Here is a 15,081-nt window from a genome sequence, read left to right as displayed (position 1 = left end):
AGATAGTTTCGGGTTTCGGAGCGAAACGGCATGGAAGTCGCGCTCTGGGGCCTGAGTTGGTGCCGCAGATAGTGCGGCCCTCCAGAAGCTCTGCCCGCTGCATATTACGCGCGTATCAACTTATCCGCCGGGTGACGAAGCCGGTGCATTCTTAAGGCTGCGAAAGCGCAGGACCGAGGCTTAGAAACGCGCTATAGCGCATCTTACACGACGACACCTTTGCAGGCCCCTAGAATGACCAGAACCCCCATCGCCCTTAATCCCGCCCTACCAGATCTGCCTGTAAGCGTCGTGCTGAGTGACATCGCGGATGCGCTTGGGACAACAGGACGTGCGGTGCTTTCCGCGCCACCCGGAGCAGGCAAGACCACGCTCGTGCCGCTGCATCTTCTAAACGAGACGTGGCGAGGCGACGGCAAGATCATTCTTCTCGAGCCGCGACGGCTTGCTGCGCGCGCTGCTGCCGGCCGCATGGCCGACTTGCTTCACGAGGATATCGGGCAGACGGTCGGCTATCGCATGCGGCTCGACAACCGCGTCTCCTCTAAGACACGGATCGAGGTTGTGACCGAAGGTGTCTTCGCGCGGATGGTTCTGGACGATCCTGAACTGGCTGGCGTCTCAACGGTGATTTTCGATGAATTCCACGAACGTTCGCTCGACGGCGATTTTGGTCTGGCTTTGGCGCTCGACGTACAGGCTGGGTTGAGGGAGGATTTGCGCGTTCTGGTCATGTCTGCCACGCTCGATGTCGAGCGCATAAGCAGGCTCATGGGTGACGCGCCGGTTATTCAAAGCCTCGGCCGCACATTTCCAATCGATATCAGATACGAAGAACGGTGGCATGGTGTGTCGGTTGAAGAGAAAGTGGCCAAGGCGATCGCCGAAGTCCACGCCTCCGAAACAGGCTCCATCCTCGCCTTCCTGCCGGGACAGGCGGAAATTACCCGAACAGCTGCGCGGCTGGATGGTCATTTTTCCGCAGATACCGATGTTATTCCGCTCTATGGCAATCTTTCGCAAAAGGAGCAGGATGCGGCAATAAAGCCCGCAGCTTCCGGCCGCCGCAAGATTGTACTTGCGACTTCGATAGCCGAAACCTCGATCACCATCGACGGCGTGCGGGTGGTGATCGACAGCGGATTGCAGCGCCTTCCGGTTTTCGAACCCGCGCCGGGGATAACCCGACTGGAGACGGTGCGCGTGTCCCGAGCCTCCGCCGACCAGCGGGCGGGGCGCGCCGGACGAACCGAACCCGGTGTTGCCATCCGCCTCTGGCATCAGGGACAGACAGCGGCGCTCAACGCCTTCACGCCGCCGCAAATTCTGGCAAGCGACCTGGCAGGCCTTGCGCTCGATCTCGCGCATTGGGGTGTACAGGACCCCGCATCTCTCGCCTTTCTGGATGTGCCGCCCGAGGCGGCAATGAAAGAATCGGTGGCACTTTTGAAAAATCTCGGCGCGCTCGACAAAAACGGGTCGCTCACGCAGCGTGGCCATCTGATGCGTGGCCTTTCACTACCGCCGCGGCTGGCGGCCATGGTCCTTGCGGCAACCGATGAAGGTGCCGGGAAAAAGGCGGCAATGCTTGCCGTCATGCTGACGGAACAGGGGCTCGGCGGCAACGATATCGATCTCGATGAAAGGCTGCGCCGCTTTCTTTCCGACAGAAGCGAGAGGGCGCAGGCGGCCCGCAAGCTGGCATCCAGACTGTATGACGCTGTCGGCAAAAACAGTGCGGAAATACCTGGCGAGGCCGGGCCGCTGCTGTTACATGCCTATCCCGACCGCATCGCGCTTCAACGCGGCGCACGTGGGCGTTACGTCATGGCAAATGGGCGCGGCGCCGAGCTTGCCGAGACGGAGAGGCTGGCTGCCAACAGAATGCTCGTTGTCGCCGATGTTACCGGACGGGCGGCACAGCCGCGCATTCTGGCGGCAGCCAGTATCGAGAGAGCCGATATAGAAGAACGAATGCCACATCTTATCGTTCAGCAGGAGCAATTGCTGTTCGACAAGGCGAGCGGTCAGGCCCGGGCGCGAAAGGTGACACGGCTTGGCGCCATTATCCTCGATGAAACGCCCCTGCCCCGCCCCGATGGTGAAAGGGCAGCGAGGGCGCTTGCCAATGGCGTTAGAGAATTCGGCATCGGCATTCTCCCGTTCTCCAAGGAGACACTGCAGCTTCGTGACAGGATCGGCTTCCTGCATGCGAGCATCGGCGAACCGTGGCCCGATGTCAGTGATGAGGCATTGCTCTCGAGACTGGATGATTGGCTCGTTCCGTTCCAGAACGGTGCACGCAGTTTGCAGGACATCCGCCCCGGTAGTCTTTCCGAGGGTATCCTCTCCCTTGTACCGCACGAGGTTGCCCGGGACCTCAGCCGGCTCGCGCCCACGCATTTCGAGGCGCCGACGGGTCAGCGGCACCCCATTCGTTACGATGGCAGCGAGCCGACGCTTTCCATTCGCGTGCAGGAGCTTTTCGGGCTGAGGGATCACCCGGCAATCGCGCAGGGTCGCCTGCCGCTCCTCCTCGAATTGACCTCGCCCGCACATAGGCCGATACAGACGACACGCGATCTTCCCGGTTTCTGGGCCGGATCCTGGAAGGATGTGCGGGCGGACATGCGCGGGCGATATCCACGCCATCCGTGGCCGGAGGATCCTGCCGCCGCCCTGCCGACCAGCCGCGCGAAGCCGCGTGGGACATGAGCACGATGAAACGGGCAAAGGAGAAGACGGTGGCCAGCCAACCGATCGAAACCACCAGACTTGGCCGCGCCAGTCGCCGGATAAGGTTGCAAACCATTGTCTGGCTGCGCTGGCTGGCGGTTGCCGGCCAGACGGCAACAATCTTGTTCGTCGCCTTTGGGCTGAATTTTCCCCTGCCGCTTCTGGCGTGCGGCCTTCTGATCGCGGCACTGGCGCTTGCCAACCTGTTTCTAACGGCCCGCTTTCCCTCAACATACCGTCTGGAGCCCTGGGAAGCGACATTGCTTCTGGCATTCGACCTGCTGCAACTGACGGCGCTCATCTATATCACGGGTGGACTTTCCAATCCCTTCGCGCCGCTGATCTGCGTGCAGGTCATTATTGCATTTGCCTCGCAGCCGCTGCGGCACTCGCTCATTCTCCTCGTCTTCGCCGTGATCTGCTCGACGGCGATTGCCTTCTCGCCATTTCCGGTTCCGTGGTATCCCGGCGAAGTTCTGCCGATCCAGCTGCTGCTGCATGTGGGCACCTGGGTCGCCATTATTGCCACGACCTCGTTTGCGGCTTTTTATGCGTATCGCGTTTCCCACGAGGCAAACCAGCTGGCGGATGCCTTGGCCGCAACCGAACTGGTACTGGAGAGAGAGAAGCACCTCTCCCAGCTCGACGGGCTGGCAGCCGCCGCGGCGCATGAGCTCGGCACACCTCTTGCGACCATCAGCGTTGTCGCCAAGGAGATGGAGCGGGAACTTGGGCACGACGAAAAATTCGGCGAAGACATCGGGCTGCTGCGCAGCCAGAGCGAAAGATGCCGCGATATCCTGCGCCGGCTGACGTCGCTTTCCGCTGATAACGAGGAGCACATGCGCCGCCTGCCGCTCTCCTCCCTGATCGAGGAGGTGATGGCCCCGCACCGGGAGTTCGGCATTCGGCTTGAACTGGTGGAAAAGAACGGCCGCGCAGAGGAGCCGGTCGGCATTCGAAACGCCGGCATCATTTACGGCCTTGGCAACCTCATTGAAAATGCAGTCGACTATGCGCGGCAGAAGGTAACCGTGACCGTCGCATACGATTCGCAGACGGTTACCGTCGTTATCGAGGATGACGGGCCCGGTTATGCTCATGATTTGCTTGCCCGCATCGGTGAACCCTATGTGACCGAACGTCACAACGACACGCGGGCGGGCGGACTGGGACTTGGCCTATTCATCGCGAAAACGCTGTTGGAGCGGTCAGGCGCAGCCGTCACCTTCGGTAACCGCACCGCTGGCGAAAGCGGGGCACGCGTCACAATCGTCTGGCCTCGGGCGCTGATGGACGATAAAAGGAGCCGTTGACTTTACCATTCACGCTGAAGCGGCGATAAAAAGAAGAAAACCAAGCCGATAAAGTTGCCGGAAGGCCGGAAACATGAACACAGAAAACCAGAACCCCTCAGCCACCACCGCATCAGAGGACGTTGATCCGATCGGACCTGACCGCTCCCTGCTGATCGTCGATGATGACGGCCCATTTCTGCGCCGGCTTGCAAGGGCTATGGAAACGCGCGGCTTTGTCGTCGAGACCGCCGAGACGGTCAGCGAAGGTATCACCCGCTCCAAGGCCGCACCGCCCAAATATGCGGTCGTCGATCTGCGCCTGACCGATGGTAACGGTCTGGAGGTCATTGAGGCCATCAGGCAGAGCCGCGACGATACACAGATCGTTGTTCTGACCGGATACGGCAACATTGCGACCGCCGTAACCGCCGTGAAGCTCGGGGCGCTGGATTATCTGGCCAAACCTGCCGATGCGGACGATGTTTTCAACGCGCTCACACAGCGAAAGGGCGAAAAGACCGAAGTGCCCGAAAACCCAATGTCGGCCGACCGGGTGCGGTGGGAGCATATTCAGCGTGTCTATGAGATGTGCGAGCGCAACGTTTCGGAAACGGCGCGACGGCTGAACATGCATCGAAGGACCCTGCAGCGCATTCTTGCCAAACGCGCGCCAAAATAAGCATTTCAGTAAAATTGGGAAACGGTTTCCGTCTGGACGATGCGCCGAAGCCAGCCGCTATTCCCCGAAACTGCGCCCCGTCGTCCATTCAGCCAGCATCAGCCGGGTCGCAGCGGTTCTCGAAAAATCCAGCATGACCGATTTGCGGGTTGCCGGCGGCAGTTTGTGCTCCGGCGCATCGCGCAGCATATGCGCCCCGTAGCCGTCCGACAGGAAGAGCCCGCATTCTTCCGGGAAGATATCCGTTGGCACCTCTGGATGGGTGGCGAAAAAGAGGCGGTCGCAATGCAACCGATAATCGGGCCACTTGCGATCGACACGGAAGTCCTCGATCGAGGATTTGATTTCGATGATCCAGATTTCACCCTTGGAAGACAGGCTGATGAGATCGGCCCGCCGCCCGCTTGCCAGCGGCAGTTCCGGCAAGACCGAGTGGCGCATCTCGTGCAACAGCACCTGCACGCCGCGACGCACCAGCATCGCCTTGTCCGACTGGCGGCCGTCGATTAACGGATTATTGTTGGTAACGGAAAGAATAGTCATGGATAATGGCTGCTGAGGCGTTTGGCCTATTGTTGCAAAAAAGGCAATCAACCGGCAATTTTAAATGCGGTGCCGTTTCGCGGCTGCACAACGGCTTGCCAAGTGCGGCTGAATGGAAAATAACCGATTTATCCTATTAAGCCTACTCCTTCGCACAATTTGGCGAATTTTCCGCGAGAACGACATGCGCATCCGTACCCCATTGACCATACTCGGTCTGACGGCAGCACTGGCACTGGCCGGCTGCGCCGAAACGACTTCCCAATCCGCAACTCCGACATCAGGCAAGATCGCAGCCTCCGTACCGGTTGCCGATCCCGTTCCGGCGAAGGTCGAAACGGTGCAGATCTTCAATGATGTTTACGGTCCGGTGACCGATGCGGGTTATGCGCTCCCAGCCATCCCGATCAACCGCGTGAACGAAAAATACCGCCGCCAGATCGTCGAGTTCCAGACGAACGAGCGTCCCGGCACGATTATCGTCAATACGCGCGATCGTTTCCTTTATTATATCCTTTCCGGCAACCGCGCGGTGCGTTACGGCATCGGCGTCGGCAAGGCTGGTTTCGCCTGGGCTGGTGAAGCCTATGTGGCGTGGAAGCAGGAATGGCCAATGTGGCATCCGCCGAAAGAAATGGCGGATCGCAAGCCGGAAGTGGCGAAATATGTCGAGGCTGGCATGGGCCCCGGCCTTTCCAACCCGCTGGGCGCACGCGCCATGTATCTCTTCAACGACAAGGGCCAAGATACGCTGTTCCGCATTCATGGTTCGCCCGAATGGGCCTCGATCGGCACCGCTGCCTCTTCCGGCTGCATTCGCATGATCAACCAGGATGTGATCGACCTTTACAGCCGCGTCCGCCCCGGCCGCAGCACCAAGGTCGTCGTGATCCAGTAAGGGTCACACCAGCAGATCAAGAAAAAGCCGCCGAGGATCTCCCGGCGGCTTTTTTGTACCGTGCGTGAGGAGGCTGATCAGGCCGCCTTCTTCGCCTTCAGCTCCAGACGGCGGCGGTGCAGGACCGGCTCGGTATAGCCGTTTGGCTGTTCGCGGCCCTTCAGCACCAGCTCGACAGCAGCCTGGAAAGCCACCGAGCCGTCGAAATCCGATGCCATCGGGTGATAAGCGGCATCGCCGGCATTCTGAGCATCAACAACTGCGGCCATGCGCTTCATGGTCTCGAGGATCTGGGCCTCCGTCACCACGCCGTGGCGCAGCCAGTTAGCCATGTGCTGGGCGGAGATGCGAAGCGTCGCGCGATCCTCCATCAGGCCGACATTGTTGATGTCAGGAACCTTGGAGCAGCCGACGCCCTGATCGACCCAGCGAACGACATAGCCGAGAATACCCTGCGCATTGTTATCAAGTTCCCGCTGGATTTCTTCCGGCGTCCAGTTGGGACGCGGCGCGACCGGCACTGAGAGAATCTCGGAAAGCTTGGCGCGCCCGCGGCTTTTCAGGCCTTCCTGAACCGCGGCAACATCGACCTTGTGATAGTGCGTCGCATGTAGCGTCGCCGCCGTCGGCGACGGTACCCAGGCAGTGTTTGCGCCCGCCCTCGGATGCGCAATCTTCTGCTCCAGCATCGCAGCCATCAGGTCAGGCATCGCCCACATGCCTTTGCCGATCTGCGCGTGGCCGGAAAGACCGCATTCGAGGCCGATATCGACGTTCCAGTTTTCATAAGCAGCGATCCAAGCCGCCTGCTTCATGTCGCCCTTGCGGATCATCGGGCCTGCTTCCATTGAGGTGTGAATTTCGTCACCGGTACGGTCGAGGAAACCCGTATTGATGAAGACCACACGATCCTTCGCAGCTCGAATGCTCTCCTTGAGGTTAACAGTGGTGCGGCGCTCCTCATCCATGATGCCCATTTTCATGGTATTGGGCTGCATGCCGACGAGCTTTTCGACGCGGGTGAAAATCTCGTTGGCGAAGGCCACTTCTTCCGGCCCATGCATCTTCGGCTTTACCACATACATGGAGCCGGCCCGGGAGTTCTGGCGTCGCCCGGAAGGGCCGACGTCGTAGAGTGCAATGAGCGCTGTGACGACAGCATCCATGATACCTTCAGGAACCTCGCGGCCATCCCGATCAAGGATTGCCGGATTGGTCATGAGGTGACCGACATTGCGGACCAGCATCAGCGACCGGCCCGGCAGCGTGAGCGCGGAGCCATTGGGTGCTGTATAATAGCGATCCGGATTGAGGCGGCGTGTGAAGGTGCTGCCGCCCTTGGAGACCTCCTCCGTCAGGTCGCCGCGCATCAGGCCAAGCCAGTTGCCGTAAACCAGCACCTTGTCCTCGGCATCGACGGCGGCCACCGAATCCTCGCAATCCATGATGGTGGTCAAAGCGGATTCAAGGATGACGTCAGATATGCCTGCCCGATCGCCCTTACCGATTTCAGTGGTTGGATCGATGACGATCTCGGTGTGCAGGCCATTTTTGCCGAGCAGGATCGTTGCGGGCTTCGCCGCGTCGCCTGTGAAACCCTTGAACTGCGTTTCGTCCTTGAGGCCGGTCGTGGCATCGCCAACGACAAGCTGCAGCAGGCCGTCAACGATTTCGAAGCTGGTGACCTCAGACCAGCTGCCGCTTGCGAGCGGCGCGGATTCATCGAGGAAGTTGCGCGCCCACTCGATAACCTTCTCGCCGCGCTTCGGGTTATAGCCCCTGCCCTTTTCCGCACCCTCGGCTTCGGAAATGGCATCGGTGCCGTAGAGCGCGTCATAGAGCGAACCCCAACGGGCGTTCGCGGCGTTCAGCGCGTAGCGTGCATTCATGACGGGAACAACGAGTTGCGGCCCGGCAACAACGGCTATTTCCGGATCGACATTGGTTGTTTCGACCTGGAAAGCCGGTCCCTCCGGCAGAAGATAGCCGATTTCCTTCAGGAATGCCTCGTAGCGCTCGAAATCCGATGGTGCTCCGTTCTCTCGGTACCAGCCGTCAATTTTTTCCTGCAGCGCGTCGCGCTTGGCAAGCAGCTCGCGGTTCTTCGGAGAGAGCTCATGAACGATGGCCGAAAAGCCTTCAAAAAAAGCCTCGCTGCTGAGACCCGCGCCGGGAAGCACATCGTCCGTCAAAAAGGCATACAGCCTGTCGTCAATGGAAAGACCGAATTTATCCGTGCGGCTCACATGCGCCTCCTCTATTCTGAAGACACAGATTGGACGCTGAGGCGGCTGCTCGTCAATTGCGGCGGATCGCCAAATATTATTTCCATTATGGAAACAATCTGGCGGATATAAGTCTTTTCCTACAAGAGACCCTGGAGGTCCTTGATACGGTCATTCACCAGCCAGCCGTAGTAATTCTCTTCCGGCAACGACGGCTGTTCTCCGCTTGCGGCACGCTGGCGGTTCTTCTGCGCCAGGACCGCCGCGCGCTGCTGCGATCCCCCGACATTATAGAGTGTCGAGGTCAGGCCGGGATTTTTCGAGATATCCATGTCGGCGATCGACCTGTAGTCATCGATCGATTTGCGAATGGCGGCTGCCATGAAGGCAAGGGAGTGGTCCGGGTCCATGATTGACGTATAGACCGCTGCGGCATCGTTCTCGTCCAGCTTCTCATAACCCGAGGTTCTTGCCACCATGTCGGACAGCATCAGCGCCGTCAGCGGATTGATCTGGCCAAGGCCGAAGGTCTGGCCCGCGTAAAATGGCTGGAAGAAAACCGCGCTAAACCGATTGTTGGGATAGGCAACGCCATCGACGGTCTTGCCGCGGAAACTATCTTCCCAAACATCTTCGCGACAGTTCCAGAGGCTGTAGGAATCCTTTTTCGACTGGCATTTGGAAAATTGTGAATGCGTCAGAAACTGCGCGATCGTCTCGTCCTTGTATCCGAAACGGAAGCTGCCGCCGGCATAAGAGGCCGCCTTGACGTAATAGGACTGCAGCCTGTCATAGGCATCGACATTATAGGTGTGCTCGCCAACGATCGCGCCGATCATGTGGATCGGATCAATACCGTAACGCGCCGCTGTCGACTTGATCTTGGCAATCAGCGCCTTGTCGGAAGACAAGAGATCAAGGACCTTCTTATATTTCCGCTCATAAGACGTGTTGGAGGCCTTGGTTCTCTTTGCGGAAGCACCGGGGACGCCCGGCTGCTCGGCATTGCGGTTGCCGGGCGGTACGACCGTTGCGGCCTCAACATAGGAGGATGCGGTGACGGTGAACGTCAAAGCAGCGGCAAATGCCAAAAGAGTTTTGCGCACGAGCGAATGCCTTTTTTCAAGCCTGCGGCTAAGCCAGCACAGCTGCTGACAAACCTGATCATTCCACGAAAGCGGTTCCAAAGGGAATGCAGCCCTTCCCATAAACAAAATGCGGGCTGAATGCGAGATGAGGCTGATAAAATAAAAGAGTGCGGCAAATAAGGCCGCACTCCTCTTTCTTCGATCCCTGAAGTCTTCAGAGAATATAGCGCGAGAGGTCCGTATCGGCGGCGAGATCGCCGACATGTTTACGAACATAGTCCTGGTCGATCTTGACGGCGGAACCGCCACGATCCGGCGCGTTGAAGGAAATCTCGTCCAAAACACGCTCCATTACCGTCTGCAGGCGGCGGGCACCGATATTCTCGACCGACGAATTAAGATGAACGGCTACGTCAGCCAGGGCATCGATGGCGTCGTCTGTGAAATCGAGGTCGAGTTCTTCCGTCGCCATCAGCGCCTTGTACTGGCGGATAAGGCTTGCCTCAGTCTCCGTCAGGATACGGCGGAAATCCTCTCGGGTGAGCGGCTTCAGCTCAACGCGGATCGGCAGGCGGCCCTGAAGCTCCGGCAGCAGATCCGACGGCTTGGCCACATGAAAGGCGCCCGATGCGATGAAGAGGATATGGTCTGTTTTGACAGGCCCATATTTCGTTGACACCGTCGTGCCTTCGACCAGCGGCAGCAGGTCGCGCTGCACGCCTTCGCGCGAAACACCGGCGCCCATCCCGCCATCGCGGGCGGCGATCTTGTCGATCTCATCGAGGAAGACGATGCCGTCATTTTCAACCGACTTCACCGCCTCACGCTGGATCATTTCATTGTCCAGCAGCTTGTCGGATTCGTCGCGGATGAGATCGGCATAGGATTTCGACACAGTGGTGCGCACCTTCTTGGTGCGTCCGCCCATGGCCTTGCCGAACATTTCCGACAGGTTGAGCACGCCGATATTGGCGCCCGGCATGCCGGGAATTTCAAAACCAGGCATGCCCGATCCGCTATCGGCGACTTCAATATCGATTTCCTTGTCGTCCAACTCGCCGTCGCGCAGCTTCTTGCGGAAGCTTTCGCGTGTGCCCGGCGATGCGGTGGAGCCAACAAGCGCATCAAGCACCCGCTCTTCGGCGCTCTGATGCGCTTTGGCCTGCACTTCGGCGCGCTTCTTTTCGCGCACGAGGCCGATACCAATCTCGACCAGGTCGCGAATGATCTGCTCGACATCGCGGCCGACATAACCGACCTCGGTGAACTTGGTGGCTTCGACCTTGATGAATGGTGCGCCGGCCAGCTTGGCAAGGCGGCGCGAGATTTCCGTCTTACCGACACCGGTCGGACCGATCATGAGAATGTTTTTCGGCATGACTTCGTCGCGCAGGCTCTCATCGAGCTGCTGGCGGCGCCAGCGATTGCGCAGTGCGATCGCGACGGCACGTTTTGCATCATGCTGACCGATGATGTGACGGTCCAGTTCCGAGACGATTTCCCGGGGAGAAAAAGTGGTCATTCTATCCTCTCGGCTTTCCTGTTCCGGCCGGCCATTCGGCCCGGCCCACAGGACCCATTGGTGAGAAATTGGCTTACTCGGCGTCGAGCGTTTCCACGACGAGATTGTGATTGGTGTAAACGCAGATATCGGCGGCGATATCGAGCGCCTGACGCGCCACGTCTTCGGCCGACTTGTCGGTATCCATCATCGCGCGGGCGGCGGCGAATGCATAATTGCCGCCGGAGCCGATGGCGATTGCGCCATGTTCAGGCTCCAGCACATCACCGTTGCCGGTAATGGCAAGTGTGGTCGATTTATCGGCCACCAGCATCATGGCTTCAAGATTGCGCAGATATTTGTCGGTCCGCCAGTCCTTCGCGAGCTCCACGGCTGCGCGCATCAACTGGCCAGGATATTGCTCGAGCTTCTTTTCGAGACGGTCAAGCAATGTAAAGGCATCCGCCGTTGCGCCGGCGAAACCAGCGATCACTTCGCCTTTGCCGATGCGACGAACCTTGCGGGCGTTACCCTTCATGACGGTCTGGCCGAGGCTTACCTGCCCGTCGCCAGCCATGACGACCTTGCCGCCCTTTCTGACTGTAATGATTGTTGTCATCAAACACCTGTCTGCCCTGCCGGGCCTGGAGTTAACGGACCGGGTTACGGCCCTTTTCGGGTTCTATGTAAGTCGGGTTTTTCCGATTGCAATCATCGGGATCGCGCCGTGTTTCCCGCAGGTCAGCCAAGACGATGGAACAACTGGATATTTGTGTCCCGTGCTGATAAGGAACGGCAACATTTCCACGGAGCGGCCAAAATGGCAGAACGTAAAGGCGAGATTATCCGCAAGACCAACGAAACCTCGGTTTCGGTCCGCGTGGATATCGACGGCACCGGCAAATCGAAAATTTCCACCGGCGTGGGATTTTTCGACCATATGCTGGACCAGTTCAGCCGCCATTCGTTGATCGACATGGAGATAGAGGTCCAGGGCGACCTGCATATCGATGACCACCACACCGTGGAAGATACCGGCATCGCCATCGGCCAGGCGATTGCGAAAGCGTTGGGTGATCGGCGTGGCATCACCCGCTACGCCTCGCTCGACCTTGCCATGGACGAGACGATGACCAAGGCCGCCGTCGATATTTCCGGCCGACCGTTTCTCGTGTGGAACGTCAATTTCTCCGCACCAAAGATCGGCACTTTCGACACCGAACTGGTACGTGAATTCTTTCAGGCGCTCGCCCAGAACGCCGGCATCACGCTGCATATCCTGAACCATTACGGCGCCAACAACCATCATATCGCTGAAACATGCTTCAAGGCTGTTGCCCGCGTTCTTCGCGCGGCAACCGAGATCGACCCCCGGCAGGCAGGCCGCGTTCCCTCCACGAAGGGCATGCTGGCCTGACGCCCAAGCTGTCAGGAAGCCCATGACAAGCTATCTCGTTCTGGAAGCCCCAAACGGGCCGGACAGGGACCACAAGACGACCCGCTTCATCGCAGATCGTTTCGTGTGGCTGGCTTTCTTTGCGCCATGGTTATGGCTTGCGATCAACCGGCTGTGGCTGGCGACGGCCATCGTTGTCATCGCCCTTTTTGCCGCCGGGCAGATCTCGACGTTCGCCGGGTTCGAACCTGCCGGAATTCTTTTTGGTCTCGCGACTGGGCTCATCACGGCGCTGGAGGGACGCGATTTTCTCGTCCGGCACCTGATCCGCAAAGGCTGGACGCTGACGTCAGTTGTTTCAGCCCCTGATCTTTCGAGCGCCGAAGACATCTATTTCTCCGGTCTCTCGGAAAATGCCGACGCAGTGGAACAGATGTCACAGCCGGTCTGGACCCCTTCGCCGCAAAAGAGCGGCGACACAAACTTCGTCAACGATCCCGCCGGATCGTTTCTTTTCGACTTGAATGGAAGGCGCTGACATGCGTGTCGCGATCATCGACTACGGCTCGGGCAATCTGCGCTCGGCCACCAAAGCTTTCGAGCGCGCCGCGCGTGAAGCCGGTATCAACGCAACCATCGATTTGACCGACAAGCCCGATCACGTCGCCTCGGCGGACCGCATCGTGCTGCCCGGTGTCGGCGCCTATGCCGATTGCCGAGCGGGTCTGGATGCCGTTCCCGGCATGCATGAGGCACTCGTCGAAGCCGTCGAAAAAAAGGCCCATCCCTTCCTCGGCATCTGCGTCGGCATGCAGCTTATGTCCTCCCGGGGGCTGGAAAAGACCGTGAGCAACGGACTTGGATGGATCGAGGGTGATGTTGTCCAAATGACGCCGTCTGATCCTGGGCTCAAGATTCCCCAAATCGGCTGGAATACGCTGGAAATCCGCCACGCACATCCGCTGTTCGACGGTATCAAGACCGGCGCGGATGGGTTGCACGCCTATTTCGTGCATTCCTATCATCTGGCGGCCAAGCATGCGACTGACGTCATCGCTACGACCAATTACGGGGGCGCGATGACGGCTTTCGTCGGCCGCGACAATATGGCGGGCGCGCAGTTCCACCCGGAAAAAAGCCAGACGCTCGGCCTCGCCCTGATTTCCAATTTCCTGCGCTGGAAGCCCTGACATGATCCTTTTTCCCGCAATCGATCTCAAAGACGGTGAGTGCGTTCGCCTGAAACTCGGCGATATGGACCAGGCCACCGTCTATAATACCGATCCCGGAGCACAGGCGAAGGCCTTCGAGGATCAAGGCTTTGAATGGCTGCATGTCGTTGATCTCAACGGTGCGTTCGCCGGCCAGACGGTCAATGGCGCGGCGGTTGACGCCATTTTGAAAGCGACGACAAACCCGGTGCAGCTGGGCGGCGGGATCCGCACGCTCGATCATATCGAGGCTTGGCTGAGCCGCGGCCTTGCGCGCGTTATTCTCGGCACCGTGGCGGTGCGCGATCCGGTTCTGGTCATTGAAGCCTGCAAGCGTTTTCCCGGCCAGGTCGCCGTCGGCATCGATGCCAAGGGCGGCAAGGTTGCCGTTGAAGGCTGGGCGGAAGCCTCCGAACTCGGCGTCATCGAGCTTGCCAAACGTTTCGAAGGCGCTGGTGTTGCCGCGATTATCTACACCGATATCGATCGCGACGGCATTCTGGCCGGCATCAATTGGGCCTCAACGCTGGAACTGGCCGACGCGGTCTCCATTCCGGTCATCGCGTCCGGCGGGCTTGCCTCCATCGATGACATCAAGCGCATGTTGCAGCCCGATGCCACAAAGCTCGAAGGTGCGATTTCGGGCCGTGCGCTTTATGACGGTCGTATTGATCCCGCCGAGGCACTTGCCCTTATCAAGGCTGCGAAGGAGGCACGTGCATGACCCTCAAAGCCCGCATCATTCCCTGCCTCGACGTAAAAGACGGTCGTGTCGTCAAGGGCGTGAACTTCGTTGATCTGATCGATGCGGGTGATCCGGTCGAGGCGGCGAAAGCCTATGACGCCGCGGGGGCGGATGAACTCTGCTTCCTCGACATCACCGCGTCTTCGGACAACCGCGATACGATCTTCGATGTGGTGTCGCGCACGGCCGATCATTGCTTCATGCCGGTAACCGTTGGCGGCGGCGTTCGCAGCGTTGCCGATATTCGCAAGCTTCTTCTTTGCGGTGCCGACAAGGTCTCGATCAATTCTGCCGCCGTCAAGGATCCCGATTTCGTCGCGCAGGCGGCCGACAAGTTCGGCAACCAGTGCATCGTCGTTTCCATCGACGCCAAGCGGGTTTCGAAAGATGGCGAGGCTGACCGCTGGGAAATCTTCACCCACGGCGGCCGCCAGCCGACCGGTATCGACGCCGTCGAATTCGCCATCAGGATGGTCGAGCGTGGGGCTGGCGAGTTGCTCGTCACCTCGATGGACCGCGACGGAACGAAGAGCGGCTACGATATCGGCCTGACGCGCAGCATTGCCGATCAGGTCCGCGTGCCTGTCATCGCCTCGGGCGGCGTCGGCACGCTGGATGATCTGGTGGCGGGTGTTCGCGATGGCCACGCAACGGCAGTGCTTGCCGCTTCCATCTTCCACTTCGGCACCTATTCGATCGGTGAAGCCAAGAACTACATGGCCGAGCATGGCATCGCCATGCGTCTCGACTGATTGCAGGAT

The 15,081-nt window shown here is 59.4% G+C and carries 14 protein-coding genes; 9 read left to right on the top strand and 5 right to left on the bottom strand.

Annotation, left to right across the window (positions count from 1 at the left end):
* Positions 1–234: 234 nt before the first annotated feature.
* The 3 genes from hrpB to ACUTJJ_RS03755 all read left to right on the top strand — a co-directional run bounded on the left by hrpB (position 235) and on the right by ACUTJJ_RS03755 (position 4,713).
* Complete coding sequence (hrpB, locus tag ACUTJJ_RS03765) at positions 235–2,715, top strand: ATP-dependent helicase HrpB (RefSeq protein WP_445541335.1); 2,481 nt, start codon at positions 235–237, stop codon at positions 2,713–2,715.
* Between the two features lie 29 nt (positions 2,716–2,744).
* Positions 2,745–4,052: a two-component system sensor histidine kinase ActS gene (gene actS / locus ACUTJJ_RS03760; protein ID WP_144578466.1), complete on the top strand. Its 1,308-nt coding sequence runs from the start codon at positions 2,745–2,747 to the stop codon at positions 4,050–4,052.
* Between the two features lie 73 nt (positions 4,053–4,125).
* Entirely contained in the window at positions 4,126–4,713 is a 588-nt protein-coding gene (locus tag ACUTJJ_RS03755) for an ActR/PrrA/RegA family redox response regulator transcription factor (RefSeq protein WP_063951600.1), read from the top strand.
* Between the two features lie 57 nt (positions 4,714–4,770).
* On the opposite strand, the gene ACUTJJ_RS03750 is transcribed toward ACUTJJ_RS03755, so the two are convergent.
* A complete protein-coding gene (locus ACUTJJ_RS03750; protein WP_063951599.1) occupies positions 4,771–5,256 on the bottom strand; it encodes an MmcB family DNA repair protein in 486 nt (161 codons plus the stop codon).
* A gap of 184 nt (positions 5,257–5,440) precedes the next feature.
* Here ACUTJJ_RS03750 and ACUTJJ_RS03745 point away from each other — a divergent pair, with 184 nt between their 5' ends.
* Positions 5,441–6,154 (top strand): L,D-transpeptidase, encoded by a 714-nt coding sequence (locus ACUTJJ_RS03745; protein ID WP_063951598.1) that lies wholly within the window; start codon positions 5,441–5,443, stop codon positions 6,152–6,154.
* 77 nt (positions 6,155–6,231) lie between these two features.
* Here ACUTJJ_RS03745 and ACUTJJ_RS03740 read toward each other — a convergent pair whose 3' ends face one another.
* The 4 genes from ACUTJJ_RS03740 to hslV form a co-directional block, all read right to left on the bottom strand.
* A complete protein-coding gene (locus ACUTJJ_RS03740) occupies positions 6,232–8,400 on the bottom strand; it encodes a malate synthase G (protein WP_296069515.1) in 2,169 nt (722 codons plus the stop codon).
* A gap of 119 nt (positions 8,401–8,519) precedes the next feature.
* The gene (locus ACUTJJ_RS03735) at positions 8,520–9,485 is read right to left on the bottom strand and encodes a DUF1402 family protein (protein ID WP_063951622.1); all 966 of its coding nucleotides are present in this window, start codon (positions 9,483–9,485) and stop codon (positions 8,520–8,522) included.
* A 196-nt stretch (positions 9,486–9,681) separates the two neighbouring features.
* Complete coding sequence (gene hslU, locus ACUTJJ_RS03730; protein WP_063951596.1) at positions 9,682–10,989, bottom strand: ATP-dependent protease ATPase subunit HslU; 1,308 nt, start codon at positions 10,987–10,989, stop codon at positions 9,682–9,684.
* Between the two features lie 73 nt (positions 10,990–11,062).
* Positions 11,063–11,587 (bottom strand): ATP-dependent protease subunit HslV, encoded by a 525-nt coding sequence (hslV, locus tag ACUTJJ_RS03725; protein WP_004444336.1) that lies wholly within the window; start codon positions 11,585–11,587, stop codon positions 11,063–11,065.
* A gap of 201 nt (positions 11,588–11,788) precedes the next feature.
* Between hslV and hisB the strand changes: the two genes are divergently transcribed.
* The 5 genes from hisB to hisF are packed head-to-tail and all read left to right on the top strand — an operon-like array spanning position 11,789 to position 15,072.
* Positions 11,789–12,385 (top strand): imidazoleglycerol-phosphate dehydratase HisB, encoded by a 597-nt coding sequence (hisB, locus tag ACUTJJ_RS03720; protein ID WP_445541334.1) that lies wholly within the window; start codon positions 11,789–11,791, stop codon positions 12,383–12,385.
* Positions 12,386–12,407: 22 nt separating this feature from the next.
* Positions 12,408–12,902: a DUF2628 domain-containing protein gene (locus tag ACUTJJ_RS03715; protein WP_296069522.1), complete on the top strand. Its 495-nt coding sequence runs from the start codon at positions 12,408–12,410 to the stop codon at positions 12,900–12,902.
* Position 12,903: 1 nt separating this feature from the next.
* The gene (gene hisH, locus ACUTJJ_RS03710) at positions 12,904–13,554 is read left to right on the top strand and encodes an imidazole glycerol phosphate synthase subunit HisH (protein ID WP_445541333.1); all 651 of its coding nucleotides are present in this window, start codon (positions 12,904–12,906) and stop codon (positions 13,552–13,554) included.
* 1 nt (position 13,555) lies between these two features.
* Positions 13,556–14,299 (top strand): 1-(5-phosphoribosyl)-5-[(5-phosphoribosylamino)methylideneamino]imidazole-4-carboxamide isomerase, encoded by a 744-nt coding sequence (hisA, locus tag ACUTJJ_RS03705; RefSeq protein ID WP_445541332.1) that lies wholly within the window; start codon positions 13,556–13,558, stop codon positions 14,297–14,299.
* Positions 14,296–15,072 (top strand): imidazole glycerol phosphate synthase subunit HisF, encoded by a 777-nt coding sequence (gene hisF, locus ACUTJJ_RS03700; protein ID WP_063951590.1) that lies wholly within the window; start codon positions 14,296–14,298, stop codon positions 15,070–15,072. Before hisA ends, hisF begins: the two co-directional genes overlap by 4 nt.
* Positions 15,073–15,081 lie beyond the last annotated feature (9 nt).

The organism is Agrobacterium sp. DKPNP3, assembly GCF_052686535.1.
The sequence above is the reverse complement of the archived record's forward strand: the minus strand, read 5'-3'. Positions and strand labels throughout refer to the sequence as shown.

Bases quoted from the DNA above. Each gene is read 5' to 3' on its own strand.
- hrpB (WP_445541335.1), top strand. From the start codon at position 235: ATGACCAGAACCCCCATCGCCCTTAATCCCGCCCTACCAGATCTGCCT.
- ACUTJJ_RS03755 (WP_063951600.1), top strand. From the start codon at position 4,126: ATGAACACAGAAAACCAGAACCCCTCAGCCACCACCGCATCAGAGGAC.
- ACUTJJ_RS03750 (WP_063951599.1), bottom strand. From the start codon at position 5,256: ATGACTATTCTTTCCGTTACCAACAATAATCCGTTAATCGACGGCCGC.
- ACUTJJ_RS03745 (WP_063951598.1), top strand. From the start codon at position 5,441: ATGCGCATCCGTACCCCATTGACCATACTCGGTCTGACGGCAGCACTG.
- hslU (WP_063951596.1), bottom strand. From the start codon at position 10,989: ATGACCACTTTTTCTCCCCGGGAAATCGTCTCGGAACTGGACCGTCAC.
- hslV (WP_004444336.1), bottom strand. From the start codon at position 11,587: ATGACAACAATCATTACAGTCAGAAAGGGCGGCAAGGTCGTCATGGCT.
- hisB (WP_445541334.1), top strand. From the start codon at position 11,789: ATGGCAGAACGTAAAGGCGAGATTATCCGCAAGACCAACGAAACCTCG.
- ACUTJJ_RS03715 (WP_296069522.1), top strand. From the start codon at position 12,408: ATGACAAGCTATCTCGTTCTGGAAGCCCCAAACGGGCCGGACAGGGAC.
- hisH (WP_445541333.1), top strand. From the start codon at position 12,904: ATGCGTGTCGCGATCATCGACTACGGCTCGGGCAATCTGCGCTCGGCC.
- hisA (WP_445541332.1), top strand. From the start codon at position 13,556: ATGATCCTTTTTCCCGCAATCGATCTCAAAGACGGTGAGTGCGTTCGC.
- hisF (WP_063951590.1), top strand. From the start codon at position 14,296: ATGACCCTCAAAGCCCGCATCATTCCCTGCCTCGACGTAAAAGACGGT.